This window comes from Streptomyces sp. NPDC088746 (assembly GCF_044751065.1).
In the GTDB taxonomy this organism is placed as follows: Bacteria; Actinomycetota; Actinomycetes; order Streptomycetales; family Streptomycetaceae; genus Streptomyces.
The window spans coordinates 391,131-407,213 of record NZ_JBIVLA010000004.1; the positions used below are offsets into that span (position 1 = coordinate 391,131).

Sequence of the window (16,083 nt, forward strand, 5' to 3'; positions counted from 1 at the left end):
CACGGAGCCGCACCGCCGATGTCCACCCCCCATGATCCGTACGTCCGGGTACGCGGCGCGCGTGAACACAACCTCCGCGACGTGGACGTCGACATCCCGCGCGACACCCTCGCGGTCTTCACCGGCGTCTCGGGCTCGGGCAAGTCCTCCCTGGCGTTCGGGACGATCTACGCGGAGGCCCAGCGCCGGTATTTCGAGTCCGTCGCCCCGTACGCCCGCCGGCTGATCCACCAGGTCGGGGCACCGGACGTGGGTGAGATCACCGGTCTGCCGCCCGCAGTGTCCCTGGAGCAGCGCCGGTCCGCACCCGGGTCGCGTTCCTCGGTGGGTACGGTCACCACGCTCTCCAACTCCCTGCGCATGCTCTTCTCGCGCGCCGGTGACCATCCGCCCGGCGCCGAACGGCTCGACTCGGACTCCTTCTCCCCGAACACGGCGGCCGGGGCGTGCCCCGAGTGCCACGGCCTGGGGCGCATCCACCGCACCACGGAGGAACTGCTCGTCCCGGACCCGTCGTTGTCGATCCGCGACGGCGCGATCGCGGCCTGGCCGGGGGCCTGGCAGGGCAAGAATCTGCGCGATGTGCTGGACGCCCTGGGCTACGACATCGAGCGGCCGTGGCGGGAGCTGGACCCGGCGGACCGCGAATGGATCCTCTTCACCGACGAGCAGCCGGTGGTGACGGTCCATCCGGTGCGCGACGCCGGCCGCATCCAGCGCCCGTACCAGGGCACGTACATGAGCGCGCGTCGCTATGTGATGCACACGTTCGCGGACTCCAGGAGCCGGACGCTGCGGGCGAAGGCGGAACGCTTCCTGGCGAGCACGCCGTGTCCGGTGTGCGGGGGCAGCCGGCTGCGGCCGGAGGCCATGGCGGTCACGTTCGCCGGCCGCACCATCGCCGAGCTCGTCGCGCTCCCCCTGACCGCCCTCACCGAAGTGCTGCTGGAGGCGGGCGGCGGCAGTGACACGGCGCGGGTGCTGACGGCTGATCTGCTGGCCAGGATCGGACCGGTCACCGAGCTGGGGCTCGGCTACCTCAGTCTCGACCGTACGGCCCCGACCCTGTCGTCGGGCGAGCTGCAGCGGCTGAGGCTGGCCACGCAGCTGCGCTCGGGGCTCTTCGGCGTCGTCTATGTGCTGGACGAGCCGTCGGCGGGGCTCCACCCGGCCGACACGGAGGCGCTGCTGGGTGTACTCGGCAGGCTCAAGCAGGCGGGGAACTCGGTGTTCGTGGTGGAGCACCAGATGGATGTGGTGCGGCAGGCCGACTGGCTGGTGGACGTGGGGCCGCTGGCTGGCGAGCACGGAGGCCGGGTCCTGCACAGCGGGCCTCCGGCGGACCTCGCCGGGGTGGCCGGGTCCGCGACCCGGCGGTTCCTCTTCGACGAGGACCCGGCGCCGGAGCGCGAGCCGCGGACACCCTCGGGATGGATCACGCTGCGCGGGGTGGACCTGCACAACGTGCGCGGCGTCGACGCCTCGTTCTCCCTGGGTGTGCTGACGGCGGTCACCGGGGTGTCGGGGTCGGGCAAGTCGACCCTCGTCGGCCAGGTCCTGGCCGGGGCGCTCGCCGACCGGCGGCCGGCCGAGGCCTCGGAGGACCCGGCCGCGCCGGTGGCGCGGGGCTGCGCGTCGGCGGAGGGCCTGGACGCGGTGGACCGGCTCGTGCAGGTGGACCAGCGGCCCATCGGCCGTACGCCCCGGTCCAACCTGGCCACGTACACCGGGCTGTTCGACGTCGTGCGGAAACTGTTCGCGGAGACGGAGACCGCGCGGGAGCGGAAGTACCGGGCGGGCCGGTTCTCGTTCAATGTGGCGGGCGGGCGGTGCGAGACCTGCCAGGGCGAGGGGTTCGTCTCGGTCGAGCTGCTCTTCCTGCCCAGTACGTACGCTCCCTGCCCGGACTGTCACGGCGCGCGCTACAACCAGCGGACGCTGGAGGTGACTCTGCGCGGACGCACGATCGCCGAGGTGCTGGATCTGACGGTGGAGGCGGCGGCGGAGTTCCTCGCCGGGACACCGGCGGCCGAGCGCAGCCTGCGGGCGCTGCTCGACGTGGGGCTCGGCTATCTGCGGCTCGGCCAGCCGGCGACGGAGCTGTCGGGCGGTGAGGCTCAGCGGATCAAGCTCGCCACGGAGCTCCAGCGTGCCCGGCGGGGGCACACGCTCTATCTGCTGGACGAGCCAACGACAGGGCTGCACCCGGCCGATGTCGAGGTGCTGATGCGGCAGTTGCACGGGCTGGTGGACGCGGGGAACACCGTGGTGGTCGTGGAGCACGACATGGCGGTGGTGGCCGGTGCGGACCGGGTGATCGACCTGGGGCCCGGCGGCGGGGACCGTGGCGGCCGGATCGTCGCCACGGGGACGCCGCGGGAGGTGGCCCGGGCCGCGGGGAGCCGTACGGCCGCTTACCTGGCGAAGGCGCTGCGGACGGGCTGACTCCCCGCGGCGGCCGGGCCGGCTCCCCCGCGGCAGACGGGCCGCTTCCCGCGGCGGACGGTCCGGCTCCCCGCGGCGGGCGGTCCGGCTCCTTGCGGCGGGGGCAGGATCAGCGGCGCACCTTGCGGTTGGCGCGCAGCCACTCCTTGTTCATCGCGGTGATCGACGGCAGCGGGATGCCCTTGGGGCAGGCCGTCGCGCACTCTCCGGTGAGGGTGCAGCCGCCGAAGCCCTCGTCGTCCATGGTGGCGACCATGTCGAGCACCCGGGTCTCCCGCTCGGGCGCGCCCTGCGGGAGCACGTTGAGGTGGTTGACCTTGGCGGAGGTGAAGAGCATCGCCGAGCCGTTCGGGCAGGCCGCGACGCAGGCGCCGCAGCCGATGCACTCGGCGTGCTCGAAGGCGGAGTCGGCGTCCGGCTTGGGCACCGGGGTGGCGTGCGCGTCGGGCGCCGTTCCGGTGGGCGCGGAGATGTATCCGCCTGCCTGGATGATCCGGTCGAAGGACGAGCGGTCGACGACGAGGTCCTTGACGACGGGGAAGGCCGAGGCCCGCCACGGCTCGATGTCGATCGTGTCGCCGTCGTGGAAGGACCGCATGTGGAGCTGGCAGGTGGTGGTCCGCTCCGGTCCGTGGGCGTCGCCGTTGATGACGAGGCTGCACGCGCCGCAGATGCCTTCGCGGCAGTCGTGGTCGAAGGCGACGGGCTCGTCCCCGCCGAGGATGAGTTCCTCGTTGAGGGTGTCGAGCATCTCCAGGAACGACATGTCCTGCGAGATGCCGTCGACTTCGTAGGTGGCCATGGCGCCGGGCGCCTCGGCGTTCTGCTGGCGCCAGACGCGCAGGGTGAGCTTCATGCGTAGCTCCGCTGAGTGGGGTGGACGTACTCGAAGACGAGGTCTTCCTTGTGCAGGACGGGGGCGTCGCCGGTGGCGCTGAACTCCCAGGCCGCGGCGTAGGAGAACTCCTCGTCCCGGCGGGCGGCTTCGCCGTCCGGGGTCTGCGACTCCTCGCGGAAGTGGCCTCCGCAGGATTCGGCGCGGTGCAGGGCGTCGAGGCACATGAGTTCGGCGAGCTCCAGGTAGTCGACGACGCGGTTGGCCTTCTCCAGCGACTGGTTGAACTGTTCGCCGGTGCCGGGCACCTTGATGCGGCGCCAGAACTCCTCGCGGATCTGCGGGATCCGGTCGAGGGCCTTGCGGAGCCCCTCCTCGGTGCGGGCCATCCCGCAGAACTCCCACATGAGCTCGCCGATCTCCCGGTGGAAGGAGTCCGGGGTGCGGTCCCCGTCGACCGCGAGCAGCAGGTTGAGCCGGTCCTCGGTCTCGGCGACGGCCTCGGTGACGGCCGGGTGGCCGGCGTCGATCTCCTCACTGTGCGGATTGCGGGCCAGGTAGTCGTTGATGGTCGACGGCAGCACGAAGTAACCGTCGGCGAGGCCCTGCATCAGCGCGGAGGCGCCGAGGCGGTTGGCACCGTGGTCGGAGAAGTTGGCCTCACCGATGGCGAAGAGGCCGGGGATCGTGGTCTGCAGGTCGTAGTCGACCCAGAGGCCGCCCATCGTGTAGTGGACGGCGGGGTAGATGCGCATCGGCGTCTCGTACGGGTTCTCGGCGGTGATCCGCGCGTACATGTCGAAGAGGTTGCCGTACTTCTCCTCGACCTTCTTCCGGCCCATCCGCGCGATGGCCTCGGCGAAGTCGAGGTAGACGCCCTGGCCGCCGGGGCCGACACCACGGCCCTCGTCGCAGACGTTCTTCGCGGCGCGGGAGGCGATGTCGCGGGGCACGAGGTTGCCGAAGGCGGGGTAGATGCGCTCCAGGTAGTAGTCCCGCTCGTCCTCGGGGATCTGGTTCGCGGGGCGGTCGTCGCCCTTGGCCTTCGGGACCCAGATGCGTCCGTCGTTGCGCAGCGACTCGCTCATCAGGGTCAGCTTCGACTGGTGGTCGCCGGTGCGCGGGATGCAGGTGGGGTGGATCTGGGTGAAGCAGGGGTTCGCGAAATAGGCGCCGCGCCGGTGGGCGCGCCAGATCGCGGTGGCGTTGCTGTTCATGGCGTTGGTCGACAGGTAGAAGACGTTGCCGTAGCCACCGCTCGCCAGGACGACCGCGTCGGCGAAGTACGTGTCGATCTTCCCGGTGACGAGGTCGCGCGCCACGATGCCTCGGGCCTTGCCGTCGACGACGATCAGGTCGAGCATCTCGGTGCGGGAGTGGAGTTCGACGTTGCCGGCGGCGATCTGCCGGGAGAGCGCCTGGTACGCGCCGAGGAGGAGCTGCTGCCCCGTCTGCCCGCGGGCGTAGAAGGTGCGGGAGACCTGGACGCCGCCGAACGAGCGGTTGTCGAGGAGACCGCCGTACTCGCGGGCGAAGGGGACGCCCTGGGCGACGCACTGGTCGATGATCTCGACCGAGATCTCGGCCAGGCGGTGGACGTTGGACTCGCGGGCCCGGAAGTCGCCGCCCTTGACGGTGTCGTAGAAGAGCCGGTGCACCGAGTCGCCGTCGTTGCGGTAGTTCTTGGCCGCGTTGATCCCGCCCTGGGCGGCGACGGAGTGGGCACGCCGGGGCGAGTCCTGGAAGCAGAACTGGACGACGTGGTAGCCCTGTTCGGCGAGGGTGGCGCCGGCCGATCCGCCTGCCAGGCCGGTGCCGACGACGATGACGGTGTGCTTGCGGCGGTTGGCCGGGTTGACGAGCTTCGCCTGGAAGCGGCGGGTGTCCCAGCGCTCGGCGACGGGGCCTCCGGGCGCCTTGGCGTCGACGACGGGGTCGCCGGTGCGGTAGTTCGTGTAGTCGCTCATGTCAGCTCACCACTCCGGTCATCACGGCGACGGGCACGGAGACGAAGCCGGCCGTCAGCACCACTGCGAGGACATTGGCGAGGGTCTTGCAGACGCGGTCCCGGGTCGCGCTGCCCACGCCGAGGGTCTGCGCCGCACTCCAGAAACCGTGCTGGACGTGCAGGCCCAGCGCGAGCACGGCGACGATGTAGATGACGTTGCCGTACCAGGTCGAGAAGGTGTCGAGCACGTTCTGGTAGGGGCGCCCGGCCTGGAATCCGTTGGTGTGCACGGTGCCGGTCGTGAGGTCCAGGATGTGCCAGACGATGAACAGCGCGAGGATGATGCCGCCGTAGCGCATGGTGCGCGTCGCATAGCTCGCACGCGCCTTCTTGTGGACGTACGCCGTCGGGCGCGCCCTGAGGTCACGACGGCTCAGCTGGTAGGCGGAGACGGCGTGCAGGACGACGGCCGCGACGAGGACCACGCGGATGATCCACAGCGCCCACTCGTAGTGCAGGAAGGGCTCGCCGAGGGTCCGGAGCCAGTGCGCGTAGTGATTGAACTCGCCGGATCCGAAGAAGATCTTCAGGTTGCCCAGCATGTGGACCGCCAGGTAACCGAGCATGATCAGGCCACTCACAGCCATGATCGTCTTCTTGCCGACGGACGAGTCCCAGAGCGTACGCGTCATGGACGGCCGTCGGTCCGTCCGCGTTGCCAATGCCATGGACACGACGCTAGAGCCGAAGGCCATCATCAGTCCAAGACATGAAATGACTCATCTCCATAGGCACAGGCTATGGAGTTCGCTATCGTCGGCCGCATGCACTTCCAGCAGCTCGCCTACTTCGTGGCCGTGGCCGAGGCCAGACACTTCACCCGGGCCGCCGAAGAGGTGCACGTGTCGCAGCCCTCCCTCTCCCAGCAGATCAAGGCCCTGGAGAACGAGCTGGGCGCCGAGCTGTTCAGCCGTGCGCGCGGCAACATCGCGCTGACCGACGCGGGCGAGGCGCTGCTGCCGCTCGCCCGCAGGATCCTGGCGGACGCGGACACCGCGCGGCACGAGGTGCAGGAGCTCGTGCAGCTGCGCCGGGGGCGGATCAGACTGGGCGCCACGCCGAGCGTCTGCACGGGCCTGCTGCCCGAGGTGCTGCGCGCCTTCCACGGCGCGCACCCGGGGATCCAGCTGCTGATCGAGGAGGGCGGCTCCCACGACCTCGTACGGCAGCTGGCACGGGGCGCCCTGGATCTCGCGCTGCTCGTGCTGCCCCTGCCGGCGGGTTCACCGGCGCTCACCACGGTGGAGCTGCTGCACGAGGACCTGGTGGTGGTGTCACCGCCGTCCCGGCCCGCACCCGGGCGGAAAGGGTCCGTCCACATCGCCGATCTCGAGAACGAGCCGCTGGTGATGTTCCGGCACGGCTACGACCTTCGGGAGCTGACCGTGGCCGCGTGCCGGGCAGAGGGCTTCGAGCCCTCGTTCACGGTGGAGGGCGGCGAGATGGACGCCGTACTCGGCTTCGTACGGGCGGGGCTCGGGATCGCCGTGGTGCCCCGCATGGTCGCGGTGCGGGCCGGCCAGGACCTCCGGACGACACCGCTGGCCTCGCCGGGACTGCGGCGCACCATCGCGTTGGCGCACCGCAGCGACGTCGAACCGCCGCGCGCGGCGCGGGAGCTCCAGCGGATGCTCCTGGGGGCGGGGCCGCCCGCAGCGTCCTCAGCCGCCGGCGGGCCGGGCCCGGGCGGCGGCTGAGGACGGAGCCGTCAGACCGCGTCCGCCAGCAGCAGCGCGTGGATCCGGTCCGGGGCGCCGGGACGCGCGTAGTACCAGCCCTGGGCGGTGTCGCAGCCGAGCCGGCGCAGCTGATCGGCCTGGGCACCGGTCTCGACCCCCTCGACCGTGACCGCGAGGTCCAGGCTGTGGGCGAGCGAGACGATGCCCTCGACGATCTTCAGGTCGACCGGGTCGGCCGGGTGGTGCTGCATGCCCTGGGTGAAGGAACGATCCAGCTTGAGGATGCTCACCGGCAGTCGGCGCAGGTTCGCCAGGTTCGAGTACCCGGTGCCGAAGTCGTCCAGCGCGATGTCGACGCCCATCTCCGCCAGCTGACGCAGCGGCTTGAGCAGATCGTCGTCCGCGCCGATCAGCGCCGACTCGGTGACCTCCAGACAGAGGGCGCCGGGCTCCAGGCCCGAGCGTTCCAGCACGTCGACGGTCTCGGCGACCAGCCTCGGGTGGTGCAGCTGGGTCGGCGAGAGGTTGACGTTGATCCGCAGGGGCCCGCCGTCGGTGTGGCGTTCCTGCCAGAAGTTCGCCTGCCGGACGGACTCCTCCAGCACCCAGCGGCCGAGCGGCACGATCAGCCCGGTGTGCTCGGCGAGCGGGATGAACCGGTCCGGGCCGAGCACCCCGTGCTGCGGATGGCACCAGCGCACCAGCGCCTCGGCTCCGTGCACGCTGCCGTCCCCGAGGTGCACCAGCGGCTGGTACTCGATGAAGAACTCGCCGCGGTCCAGCGCCGCGGGCAGCGCGGTGGTCAGTCCGTGGCGGGTGATGGCGCGGGCGTCGGCCTCGGCGTCGGCGAGCGCGAAGCGGTTCCCGCCCGCCGCCTTGGCCCGGTACATCGTGATGTCGGCGCTGCGGAGCACCTCGGCGGCGGTACGTTCGCCCGACGGCCCTTCGACGACGCCGATGGATCCCCGTACGGTCAGCTCCCGGCCGTCGAGACGGATGGGCGTGGCGAGCGCGGAGAGGATGCGGCCGGCCAGCTCGTGGACCTCCTCCTGGGTGTGCGGCCCGGTCGTGAGGGCGACGAACTCGTCACCGCCGAGCCGCGCCACCATCTCGCCGGGGGCGGTGGCACAGCTCTGCAGCCGGTCGGCGACCTCGACCAGGAGCCGGTCACCCGCCGCGTGGCCCAGGCTGTCGTTGATCGCCTTGAAACCGTCCAGATCCAGATAGCAGAGCCCGAAGCGCATGCCTTCCCTGGGCGCGAGGGCCTTCTCCAGACGCTCGAAGAACAGTGTCCGGTTCGGAAGGCCGGTGAGCGCGTCGTGGGTGGCCTCGTAGCGCAGCCGCAGATTGAGCAGGCGCCGCTCGGTGGTGTCCTCCATGAGCGCCAGCTGGTACTCCGGCCGCCCCTCCGAGTCCCGCAGCAGCGACACCGTGAGGTTGGTCCACAGGACGGTGCCGTCGTTGCGGTAGTACGGCTTCTCGACGCTGTAGTGCTCGCGCTCGCCACGCACCAGCTCGTCGTAGTACTTCCAGACGTACGGCGAGTCCTCGGGGTGCACCCACTCGTTCACCTTGTGGCTGCGGACGTGGTTCTCCAGGCCGCCGAACATCTTGGTGAGGGTGTCGTTGATCTCCAGGATGTTCCCGTCGAGGTCGGCGATGCCGATCCCGATGGCGGCGTCCTTGAACACGGCGCGGAAGCGCGCCTCGGTGGCGTGCAGCGCCTGTTCGGCGTCCGAGCGCGCGGTGAGCGCCGAGCGGGCGATCGCCTCCTGCTCGGCGAGCGTCCGCTCACGCAGCGCCTGGGTGAACCCACCGGCCAGCGCGTGCTGGATCCGGGCGCACCGGGCCCGGCTCTCCTCGGTCGACAGCTCCACCGGCCCGTTGCCGCCGCAGTAGAGGACCAGGTAGGAGTCGACGACGCCGAGCGTGGAGCTCAGGGCGTCCGGGTCCGTGCAGTGTGCGGCGACCAGGGAGGCTCCCACGCCGTGCGCGGGTGCCGCGTCGAAGACCCGGGTGTGAAGGATGCCGCTCAGCTCCCGGGCGAGCGGCAGCAGATGCTCCTCGAACTCGGGGCGGGACATGGAGGTGGCCGTGGACGGGAAGATCGCCCGGCTCCAGATGGTGGCGAATCTCCGGAGCCGGCCCTCGGGGCCGTCGGGTTCCGCGTCGGGCGCGCCCGACGACTGGGCGGGAATGCTCACGCCTTGCGCCCAACCCCGCCGAAGCCGGAGAAGGCGAACGGGTCCTCGTGCGCGAGCGTCGCCGGGGAGTCGGGACGCCACTCGGGCATGGAGACGAGTCCGGGCTCGACCATCTCGTACCCCTCGAAGAACCGGCTGATCTCCGTGCGCGAACGCATGATCAGCGGATTGCGGATGGTGCGGTAGACACCGACCGTCCCGCCCGCCTCCTCCTGGCTGAGCGGGATCCCCTCGTACGCCGCGTGGGTCAGGACGAGCAGGCTGCCGGGGGCCAGCGCGTCGCGCAGCTCCGCCACCGCCGCGTACGGGTCGTCGGAGTCCTCGATGAAGTGGAGCACCGCCACCAGGAGCAGCGCCACCGGCTTGTCCAGGTCGAGGAGGCCGTTGATCTGCGGGTCCGCCAGGATCTCCCGGGGTTTACGCAGATCCGCGGCGGCGATGACGGCCCGCTCGTTGCCTTCGAGCACCGCCTGGCTGTGTGCGACCGCGACCGAGTCGTGGTCGACATAGGCGATCCGGGCCTCGGGGTCGGCAGCCTGGGCGACTTCATGAACATTGCCGAAGGTCGGTATACCGGACCCTATGTCCAGAAACTGGTTGACGCCTGAAGCAGTGGCGTAGTGCACGGCCCGCCGCATGAACGCACGATTTGCCTGCATCACCTTGGGCAGGCCCGGCATGAACTCCATGGCCTTCCGGGCCGCTTCCCTGTCCACCTCGAAATTGTGCGAACCGCCCAGATAGAAGTCGTACATGCGAGACACGCTCGGCACCGAGATGTCAATGCCTTGCGGTGCCCAGGCGGGACGCTCCATCGATGTCTCCAACAAGTCGCCACGGCGATCCGGCCATGTTCATGGTCAGTGTTGACCAGAGGCTACTGATCGACCGCCAGGAGAGCGAGTGGAAACGGAAATTAGAGATCCGTTATTGGTCACACACCGGAGGCATGTGCGGCGGTCCGTCGCTGCGCGTGCGCATTCGGCGACGGACCGGCACCACGGAGGATCTTACGGGCGTTACTTGGAGGCTCCGACCAGTTTCGCTTCGGGTGAGACCGCATACCATGTGCCCCCGACGCCTTGGCCGTTGGTGTCTCCCGGCCGCGCGTCGCCGGAGAACGTGTAAAGGGGCCAGCAGTCGAGCGTCTGCTGCTTGACGCCGTCCGGGCGGTCGAAGGTGACGAATCCCTTCGTGGTGACGCCCTCGACGTCATTCTTCTCCACGGGACCGACCACCGGCCACTTCTTCAGACACTCGCCCGTGCACGCGGACTTCATCGGCCACGCCGAGTCCTTCTTGAAGCGGTAAACCGTCATGCCCCGCCTGTCCACGACGATCTTCCCGAGTTCCGGATCCTCGCGGACCGAAAGTCCGGCGAGGCCGGCCTGTGCACCGGTGACTCCGCCGTCTTCCACCGCCGCCTTCTTTCCGTCCGGAGCGGCGGCGAACCATGTCCCGCCGACACCCTGCCCGTTGACATCACCGGGCCGGGTGTCCTGGGCATAGCGGTACATGGGCCAACCCGCCACGGTCAGCTGTTCGGTCCCGTCGCCCCTGGTCACCTTCCCGATCAGCGACGGCTCGGTGCCCGCGGCCGCTTCGGCGTTCCGCGACGGCACCGCGGGCCACGCCTTCGCACAGTCGCTCTCGCAATTCGACCTGGGCGGTTCGGCGGTGTCCTTGTCGAAGCGGTAGAGCGTGAAGCCCTCGCTGTCGGTCAGCACCTTGCCCAGCTTCTTGCTGTCCCACACCGCGAGTTGCCCGGCCTCCTTCGCCGTCCCACCCGCTGCCGCGCCGGAACCGTAGCCACCGTCCGAGCCGTAGCCGCCGTCGGCCGGCTGCTGTGCGGGCGCGGCGTTCCCCACGGCCTGGCCGTTCGGCGACGCGGTGCCCGTCTCCTGACCGCACGCCGTCGTCAGCGCCAGGAGGGCCGCCGCCGTCACCGCGAGCGAGGCGTTCCGCCAGGTATTCATGTCGACTCCCGTTGTCCTTCTGCCGTCGGGACGCGAGTCCGCGTCTTCCGTGGCCCTTGGTACGGGTGACCGGTACCTCTGCGTTCAACGGAAGCCCGTACGAGTTCCGGCGGGCGCAAACGCGAATCGCCGAATGTCCCCTCCATCAGGCGAATCAGCTCCGCTCTCCGCGTGTTCGGCGGCTGAGGGGAACATGCTCCCCGGCGTGTACGGATCACGCATATGGCGGCTGACGGCCGCGGCCCTGCTCCTGCTGCTCGCCGCCCCGCTGCCGGCGGCCGGTGACGACTGCGCCGTCGCCTCCATCGGCCAGGGGGACGGCAGCTCGTCCTTCGCCGTGGCGGGCGAGGGACGGTGCGGGGCGGTCATCGCCGAGCCCGAACCCGAGCCCGAACCAGCGCCACCACCTCCACCACCCCCACCGCCTCCCCCGCCTCCGCCTCCCCCGCCCCCTCCACCGCCACCACCTCCGCCCCCTCCGCCTCCTCCCCCACCACCGCCGCCACCTCTCCCTGCACCCGCACCGCCCGAACCTGAACCCGAACCGGAACCGGAGCCCTCGCCACCGCCTGCCACCGTGCGCCCCGCACCGCCACCCCCCGCGCCCGTCGCGCTGCCCGCCTACAAGAAACCTCCCCGCAAGACACCCCGGACCGGACCGTCAATGGTCTCGCTCACCCTTCTCATCACCGCGCCCGCCGTTTTCGCCGTGGCCGTACTGCGGCCCCGCTCGTCCCGCTGAACCGAAGAAGGGAACCCATGTCGGAATGGCTTGTTCTGACCATTGCGATGGCATCGGCATGCGCCGTCGTGCTGACCATCGCCGTCCTGAGCAACAGGCGCCTCGCCGAGGACGACGATCCGTCCGAGACGCCCGACGTCATCGAGTACATGACGATGATGATCGGCGTGGTGTACGCGATCGTGCTCGGCCTGGCCATCGCAGGCGTCTGGGAGGGCCGCAGCGCCGCCCAGGAGTCCGTACGCCTGGAGGCGCAGGCACTGCACGAGGTGAGCGCCCGGTCGGCGGTCTACCCGGTGGAGGTCCGCGACCGCATCCGGGCCGACGTGGACGCGTACGTGGCTCATGTCGTCGACGTCGAATGGAAGTCGATGACGGACCACGCGAGTCTCACCGAGGAGGGCACCAGACTGCTCGACCGGGTGCGGGCCGACGTGACGGAGTACAAGCCGCGGACGGACCACGAAGGTCAGGCGTATCAGCCGCTGGTGGACCAGGTGGCCGCCGTCGACGACGCACGGGGGGCCCGGGGGCAGAACGCGGGCGCGACCATGCCGGGAGTCGTCTGGTTCGGTCTGATCACCGGAGCCGTGGTCACGGTCGGACTGATCTTCACACTCCAGATCCGCAGAACCTTCCGTGAATTGCTGCTGGCGGGCCTCTTCAGCGTCCTGATCGCCTTCCTGCTCTTCCTCATCTGGGACTTCGACGCCCCCTTCGGCCGGGGCATCTCGGCGACCACAGCCCCGTTCGTCGATCTGTTCCCGCACGCCACGGGTGGATAGGACCGCGCGTCCCGTCGCCTTGTCCCTCTGCCGGAGAGCCGGTCGGGGGACAAGGCTGCCCCATTCGCCTGACACCGATCGCGGGTGGTATGCCGCACTTCTACCGTTTCGGTCATCGAGGTGCATTTCTCATGCCTGCGGAAATCCGTTCCGCGGCTGCTCCTCGGGACCCGGAGGATTCACCATGCGCGCGATACGTGTCGCACCCGTCGCCCTGCTGGGCGCCGCCGCCTGTTTTCTGATGGCACCGGCCGCGTCGGCCGATGTGCTCAACGGCGGCACGTCCACCTCGTTCACGCCGACCATCACTCCGTCGACGGTCGCGCCGGGAGGCCAGGTGACTCTCGGCGCCATGGGGTGCACCAGCAATGCGACCGCCTTCTCGGGCGTGTTCGACACGGTCACCATCCCGAGCGGGCGGTCGGCCTCGGCCACGGTCGACTGGGACGCCAGGCGGGGCGCGGTCTACGAGGTCACCTTCCGCTGCGGCACCACCACACGGTCCGCCAACCTGACGATCACGAGCGGCGCCACGAGTTCCCCCACGACGAGCCCCACCACGGCCCCCACGACCAGCTCCACCGCCTCTCCGAGCGGCGTGCTGGGCGGGCTCGGCGGCAGTGTCGACACGATGGACCCCGCGGAGATCGCCGCCGGTTCCGCGCTGGTGGCGGTTGCCGCGGCCGGCGCCTTCCATGTCCTGCGCAAGCGCCGCACCGCTCGCCGGCACTGACGCCTCACCTACGGACACACGACAGTCGCCCCGGGTCCTGATCCAGGACTCGGGGCGACGGGCGTATCGGGCCGGGCGGGAGGTTCGACGCGTCAGATCGCCGCATTGTTCATCCGCCGACGGACGACGAAGACGGCTCCGCCGACGGCCGCCGCCGCGACGAGGCCGCCGCCGACCTGCATCTCGACGGAGCTGGGACCCATCGAGCCGCCGAGGCCGCCCTGCGCGCCCCGCGAGTGCAGCACGGTGAAGCGGGCTGTCGCCACCGCGTCGCCGTTGCCACCCTGGCCGCCGTTGCCACCCTGGCCGCCGTTGCCTCCATTGCCACCCTGGCCGCCGCCGTTGCCGCCGTTGCCGCCCTGGCCGCGCTCGTCCCCGTTGCCGCCCTGGCCGCCGTTCCCGCCCTGGCCGCCGTTGCCTCCGTTGCCTCCGAAGTTGTTCTGGCTGTCGTTGCACCTCACGGACAGGCTGTACTGACCAGGCGTCGCGTTGTTCCGGATGTGCGCCGTGGCGTAGCCGACCCGGCCCGGCGAGAGGTTCACCGTCGGGAAGGCGTTCGACCACACCTTGCCGCCGGAGCGGCCGCAGCCCTCCGCGCTGACCTGCATCGTGGCGCCCTGGTGGACCGAGGACGGGTCGACGGTGACATTGGTCGGGAAGTTGCTCGGGTTGCTGCCCGGGCCGCCACCGGCGGTGGCCAGCGGGGCAGCGAGCCCGACCGCCGCGAATGCGGTCGCGGTCACCGCGAGAGTGCGTGAAGCACGCATCTTTGAACCTCCAGCGGGAAGCGCCCCGGAATCTGGTCACCGGGAGTTGACGAGAACGCGTCCCATGACGAACCCTCACCAAATACCGCCGATGTCGCACTTCGGCACTGCTCCACCCCGGTGAGTCGACACGCCGAGGGCCGGTCCCGGAATCTGACGGAGCCGCAGGTCACGGACCGTCAGAATTTTTATCCGCTCATTACTCCGAAGAGAAGACCCCCATGACGGCGCCCGGTCGGCCGCCACCCGTTCGCCCTTCCCTGATCGCCGCCTTGCGCAACCGCGCCTAGCGTGACGATGTCGCGACGAAGGGAGAACCATGGGCCGGGACCAGTGGGGCGGCGAGCGGGGCAGACGCACACCGTGGGGCGCCATCGCCCTGGTGATGCTCACCGGGCTCGCTCTCATGCGCAACGGCGTGGAGACGTCTCCCGGACCGCCGCAGCCCGCCGCAGCGGCCTCCGTGGCCGGCCCCCGGGACACCACGGTGTCGGCACCGGCCGACGGCGAGTCCGTGCAGCCGCTGGCGTACGCCCCCGCCGAGCGCATCCAGATCCCGTCCATCGAGGTCGACGCGCCCGTGGTCGATGTGAACCTGGACCCGGCCGGCTGGATCGAGGCGCCGCCCGCCCAGGATCCGAACCTCGCCGGCTGGTACCAGAACGGCATCGCCCCCGGCCAGCGCGGGACCTCCGTGATGGTCGGCCACGTCGACAACCTGGCCGGTCCCGCGGTCTTCTACGGACTGGGCTCGCTCAGCAAGGGGCAGCAGATCGAGGTGTCCCGCTACGACAACCGGGTCGCGGTGTTCGAGATCTACGGCGTCGAGGTCTTCTCCAAGAACGACTTCCCCGGCCCTCGGGTGTACGGCGACACCGGGCACGCCGAACTCCGGGTCATCACCTGCGGCGGTGGGTACTCGAAGGCCGACGGCTACGACGGGAACGTGGTGGTCTTCGCCCGGCTGGTCGAGACGCGGTAGCCGGACCGGGCCCCCGGCGCCCGTCAGCTGCGGTGCGGGACGGTGGGGCGGTACCCCCTCTCGATGAGCGCCGGCAGGTACCGGCGAAGGGCGGCCACGCTCTGGGACCGGTTTCCGCCCGCGTCGTGCGACAGCACCACGACGCCGGGCGCAGCACCCTTCTTGACCCGGCGGACGATGGCGTCGGTGCCCGGCGTGGTCCAGTCCAGCGTGTCGACGGTCCAGGCCATCGGTTCCATGCCCATGGCGGCGCCGATCTCGAAGGAATTGCGGTTCCATGCGCCGTACGGGGCCCGGTACCAGAGCGGCGGGGATCCCAGGGTCTTCTCGATCACTTCGCTGGTGCTGCCCAGTTCGTCGCGGATCGCGCCCCGGGAGAGCTTCGGGATGAGGGGGTGCGACCACGAGTGGTTGCCGACGACATGCCCGTCGTCCGCCATCTCGCGAAGGAGGTCACGGTTGTCGGTGGCCATCTCGCCGCAGACGAAGAACATCGCCCGGACTTCGTGTCTTCGCAGCGTGGCCAGGATGTCCGGGGTGTACCGGGGGTCGGGGCCGTCGTCGAAGCTGAGCACCATGGCGTCGCTCCCCAGCTCCGGCAGCTCCTCGAAGGGCCGGGTGCGGACGGGCGGCGCGGCCGGCCGGAAGCGGGGCGGCGTGGTCGAGGTCATGGGGCTCAGCCGATAGGCACCCGGAGCCGTCCGGGCACTCGCCGGAGGCCCGGCGGCCGGGGCCGGGGGCTCTCCACCGGGGCGCGCCGGCGTCCCGGCCGGATCCGCTGCTACGGCGTGCACGGTGATGGCTGCCCCCAGGGTGAGAGCGAGGCGCAGGAAGGTGCGGCGTTCCGCCGGAATCTGATCATGCTTCATGACCAACTGCTCGCACGGAGTGACGTCCCCGCCCGGCGCCGACACCTGGGATGTGGTG

General features: G+C 70.6%; 13 protein-coding genes. 5 read left to right on the forward strand and 8 right to left on the reverse strand.

All coding sequences use genetic code 11. The features are described from left to right. Window positions 1-18 precede the first annotated feature (18 nt). Window positions 19-2,445 carry an ABC transporter gene (locus tag ACIP63_RS20730; protein ID WP_401518280.1) on the forward strand — a complete coding sequence of 809 codons (2,427 nt, stop codon included), beginning with the start codon at window positions 19-21 and terminating at the stop codon, window positions 2,443-2,445. Between the two features lie 109 nt (window positions 2,446-2,554). Here the strand turns inward: ACIP63_RS20730 and ACIP63_RS20735 are convergent, their stop codons facing one another. From ACIP63_RS20735 to ACIP63_RS20745, 3 genes are read right to left on the reverse strand one after another with little or no spacing between them, the layout of a single operon-like run. Further along, window positions 2,555-3,301 (reverse strand): succinate dehydrogenase/fumarate reductase iron-sulfur subunit, encoded by a 747-nt coding sequence (locus ACIP63_RS20735; RefSeq protein ID WP_399233701.1) that lies wholly within the window; start codon window positions 3,299-3,301, stop codon window positions 2,555-2,557. Next, complete coding sequence (locus ACIP63_RS20740) at window positions 3,298-5,247, reverse strand: fumarate reductase/succinate dehydrogenase flavoprotein subunit (RefSeq protein ID WP_401517499.1); 1,950 nt, start codon at window positions 5,245-5,247, stop codon at window positions 3,298-3,300. Before ACIP63_RS20740 ends, ACIP63_RS20735 begins: the two co-directional genes overlap by 4 nt. A 1-nt stretch (window position 5,248) precedes the next feature. Continuing rightward, complete coding sequence (locus tag ACIP63_RS20745) at window positions 5,249-5,956, reverse strand: succinate dehydrogenase (RefSeq protein ID WP_401517501.1); 708 nt, start codon at window positions 5,954-5,956, stop codon at window positions 5,249-5,251. A gap of 96 nt (window positions 5,957-6,052) precedes the next feature. Between ACIP63_RS20745 and ACIP63_RS20750 the strand changes: the two genes are divergently transcribed. Further along, on the forward strand, window positions 6,053-6,985 hold the full coding sequence (locus ACIP63_RS20750; RefSeq protein ID WP_401518283.1) for a LysR family transcriptional regulator: 933 nt from the start codon (window positions 6,053-6,055) through the stop codon (window positions 6,983-6,985). A gap of 11 nt (window positions 6,986-6,996) precedes the next feature. Here the strand turns inward: ACIP63_RS20750 and ACIP63_RS20755 are convergent, their stop codons facing one another. The 3 genes from ACIP63_RS20755 to ACIP63_RS20765 form a co-directional block, all read right to left on the reverse strand. Then, a complete protein-coding gene (locus ACIP63_RS20755; protein WP_401517503.1) occupies window positions 6,997-9,171 on the reverse strand; it encodes a putative bifunctional diguanylate cyclase/phosphodiesterase in 2,175 nt (724 codons plus the stop codon). Then, complete coding sequence (locus ACIP63_RS20760; protein ID WP_401517505.1) at window positions 9,168-9,986, reverse strand: SAM-dependent methyltransferase; 819 nt, start codon at window positions 9,984-9,986, stop codon at window positions 9,168-9,170. The genes ACIP63_RS20755 and ACIP63_RS20760 overlap by 4 nt, the downstream gene beginning before the upstream one ends. Window positions 9,987-10,190: 204 nt before the next feature. After that, window positions 10,191-11,147, reverse strand: a complete 957-nt coding sequence (locus tag ACIP63_RS20765; RefSeq protein ID WP_401517507.1) for an SCO0930 family lipoprotein — start codon at window positions 11,145-11,147, stop codon at window positions 10,191-10,193. A gap of 759 nt (window positions 11,148-11,906) precedes the next feature. Here ACIP63_RS20765 and ACIP63_RS20770 point away from each other — a divergent pair. After that, window positions 11,907-12,674, forward strand: a complete 768-nt coding sequence (locus ACIP63_RS20770) for a hypothetical protein (RefSeq protein ID WP_356711226.1) — start codon at window positions 11,907-11,909, stop codon at window positions 12,672-12,674. 184 nt (window positions 12,675-12,858) lie between these two features. Further along, complete coding sequence (locus tag ACIP63_RS20775) at window positions 12,859-13,407, forward strand: hypothetical protein (RefSeq protein ID WP_401517508.1); 549 nt, start codon at window positions 12,859-12,861, stop codon at window positions 13,405-13,407. Window positions 13,408-13,499: 92 nt separating this feature from the next. Here ACIP63_RS20775 and ACIP63_RS20780 read toward each other — a convergent pair whose 3' ends face one another. After that, entirely contained in the window at window positions 13,500-14,150 is a 651-nt protein-coding gene (locus ACIP63_RS20780) for a hypothetical protein (RefSeq protein WP_401518285.1), read from the reverse strand. A 343-nt stretch (window positions 14,151-14,493) separates the two neighbouring features. On the opposite strand from ACIP63_RS20780, the gene ACIP63_RS20785 reads away from it, so the two are divergent. After that, window positions 14,494-15,156, forward strand: coding sequence for a class F sortase (locus tag ACIP63_RS20785; RefSeq protein ID WP_401517510.1), 663 nt, complete (start codon window positions 14,494-14,496; stop codon window positions 15,154-15,156). 23 nt (window positions 15,157-15,179) lie between these two features. Here ACIP63_RS20785 and ACIP63_RS20790 read toward each other — a convergent pair whose 3' ends face one another. Then, window positions 15,180-16,025 carry a polysaccharide deacetylase family protein gene (locus ACIP63_RS20790; RefSeq protein WP_401517511.1) on the reverse strand — a complete coding sequence of 282 codons (846 nt, stop codon included), beginning with the start codon at window positions 16,023-16,025 and terminating at the stop codon, window positions 15,180-15,182. Between the last annotated feature and the right edge of the window lie 58 nt (window positions 16,026-16,083).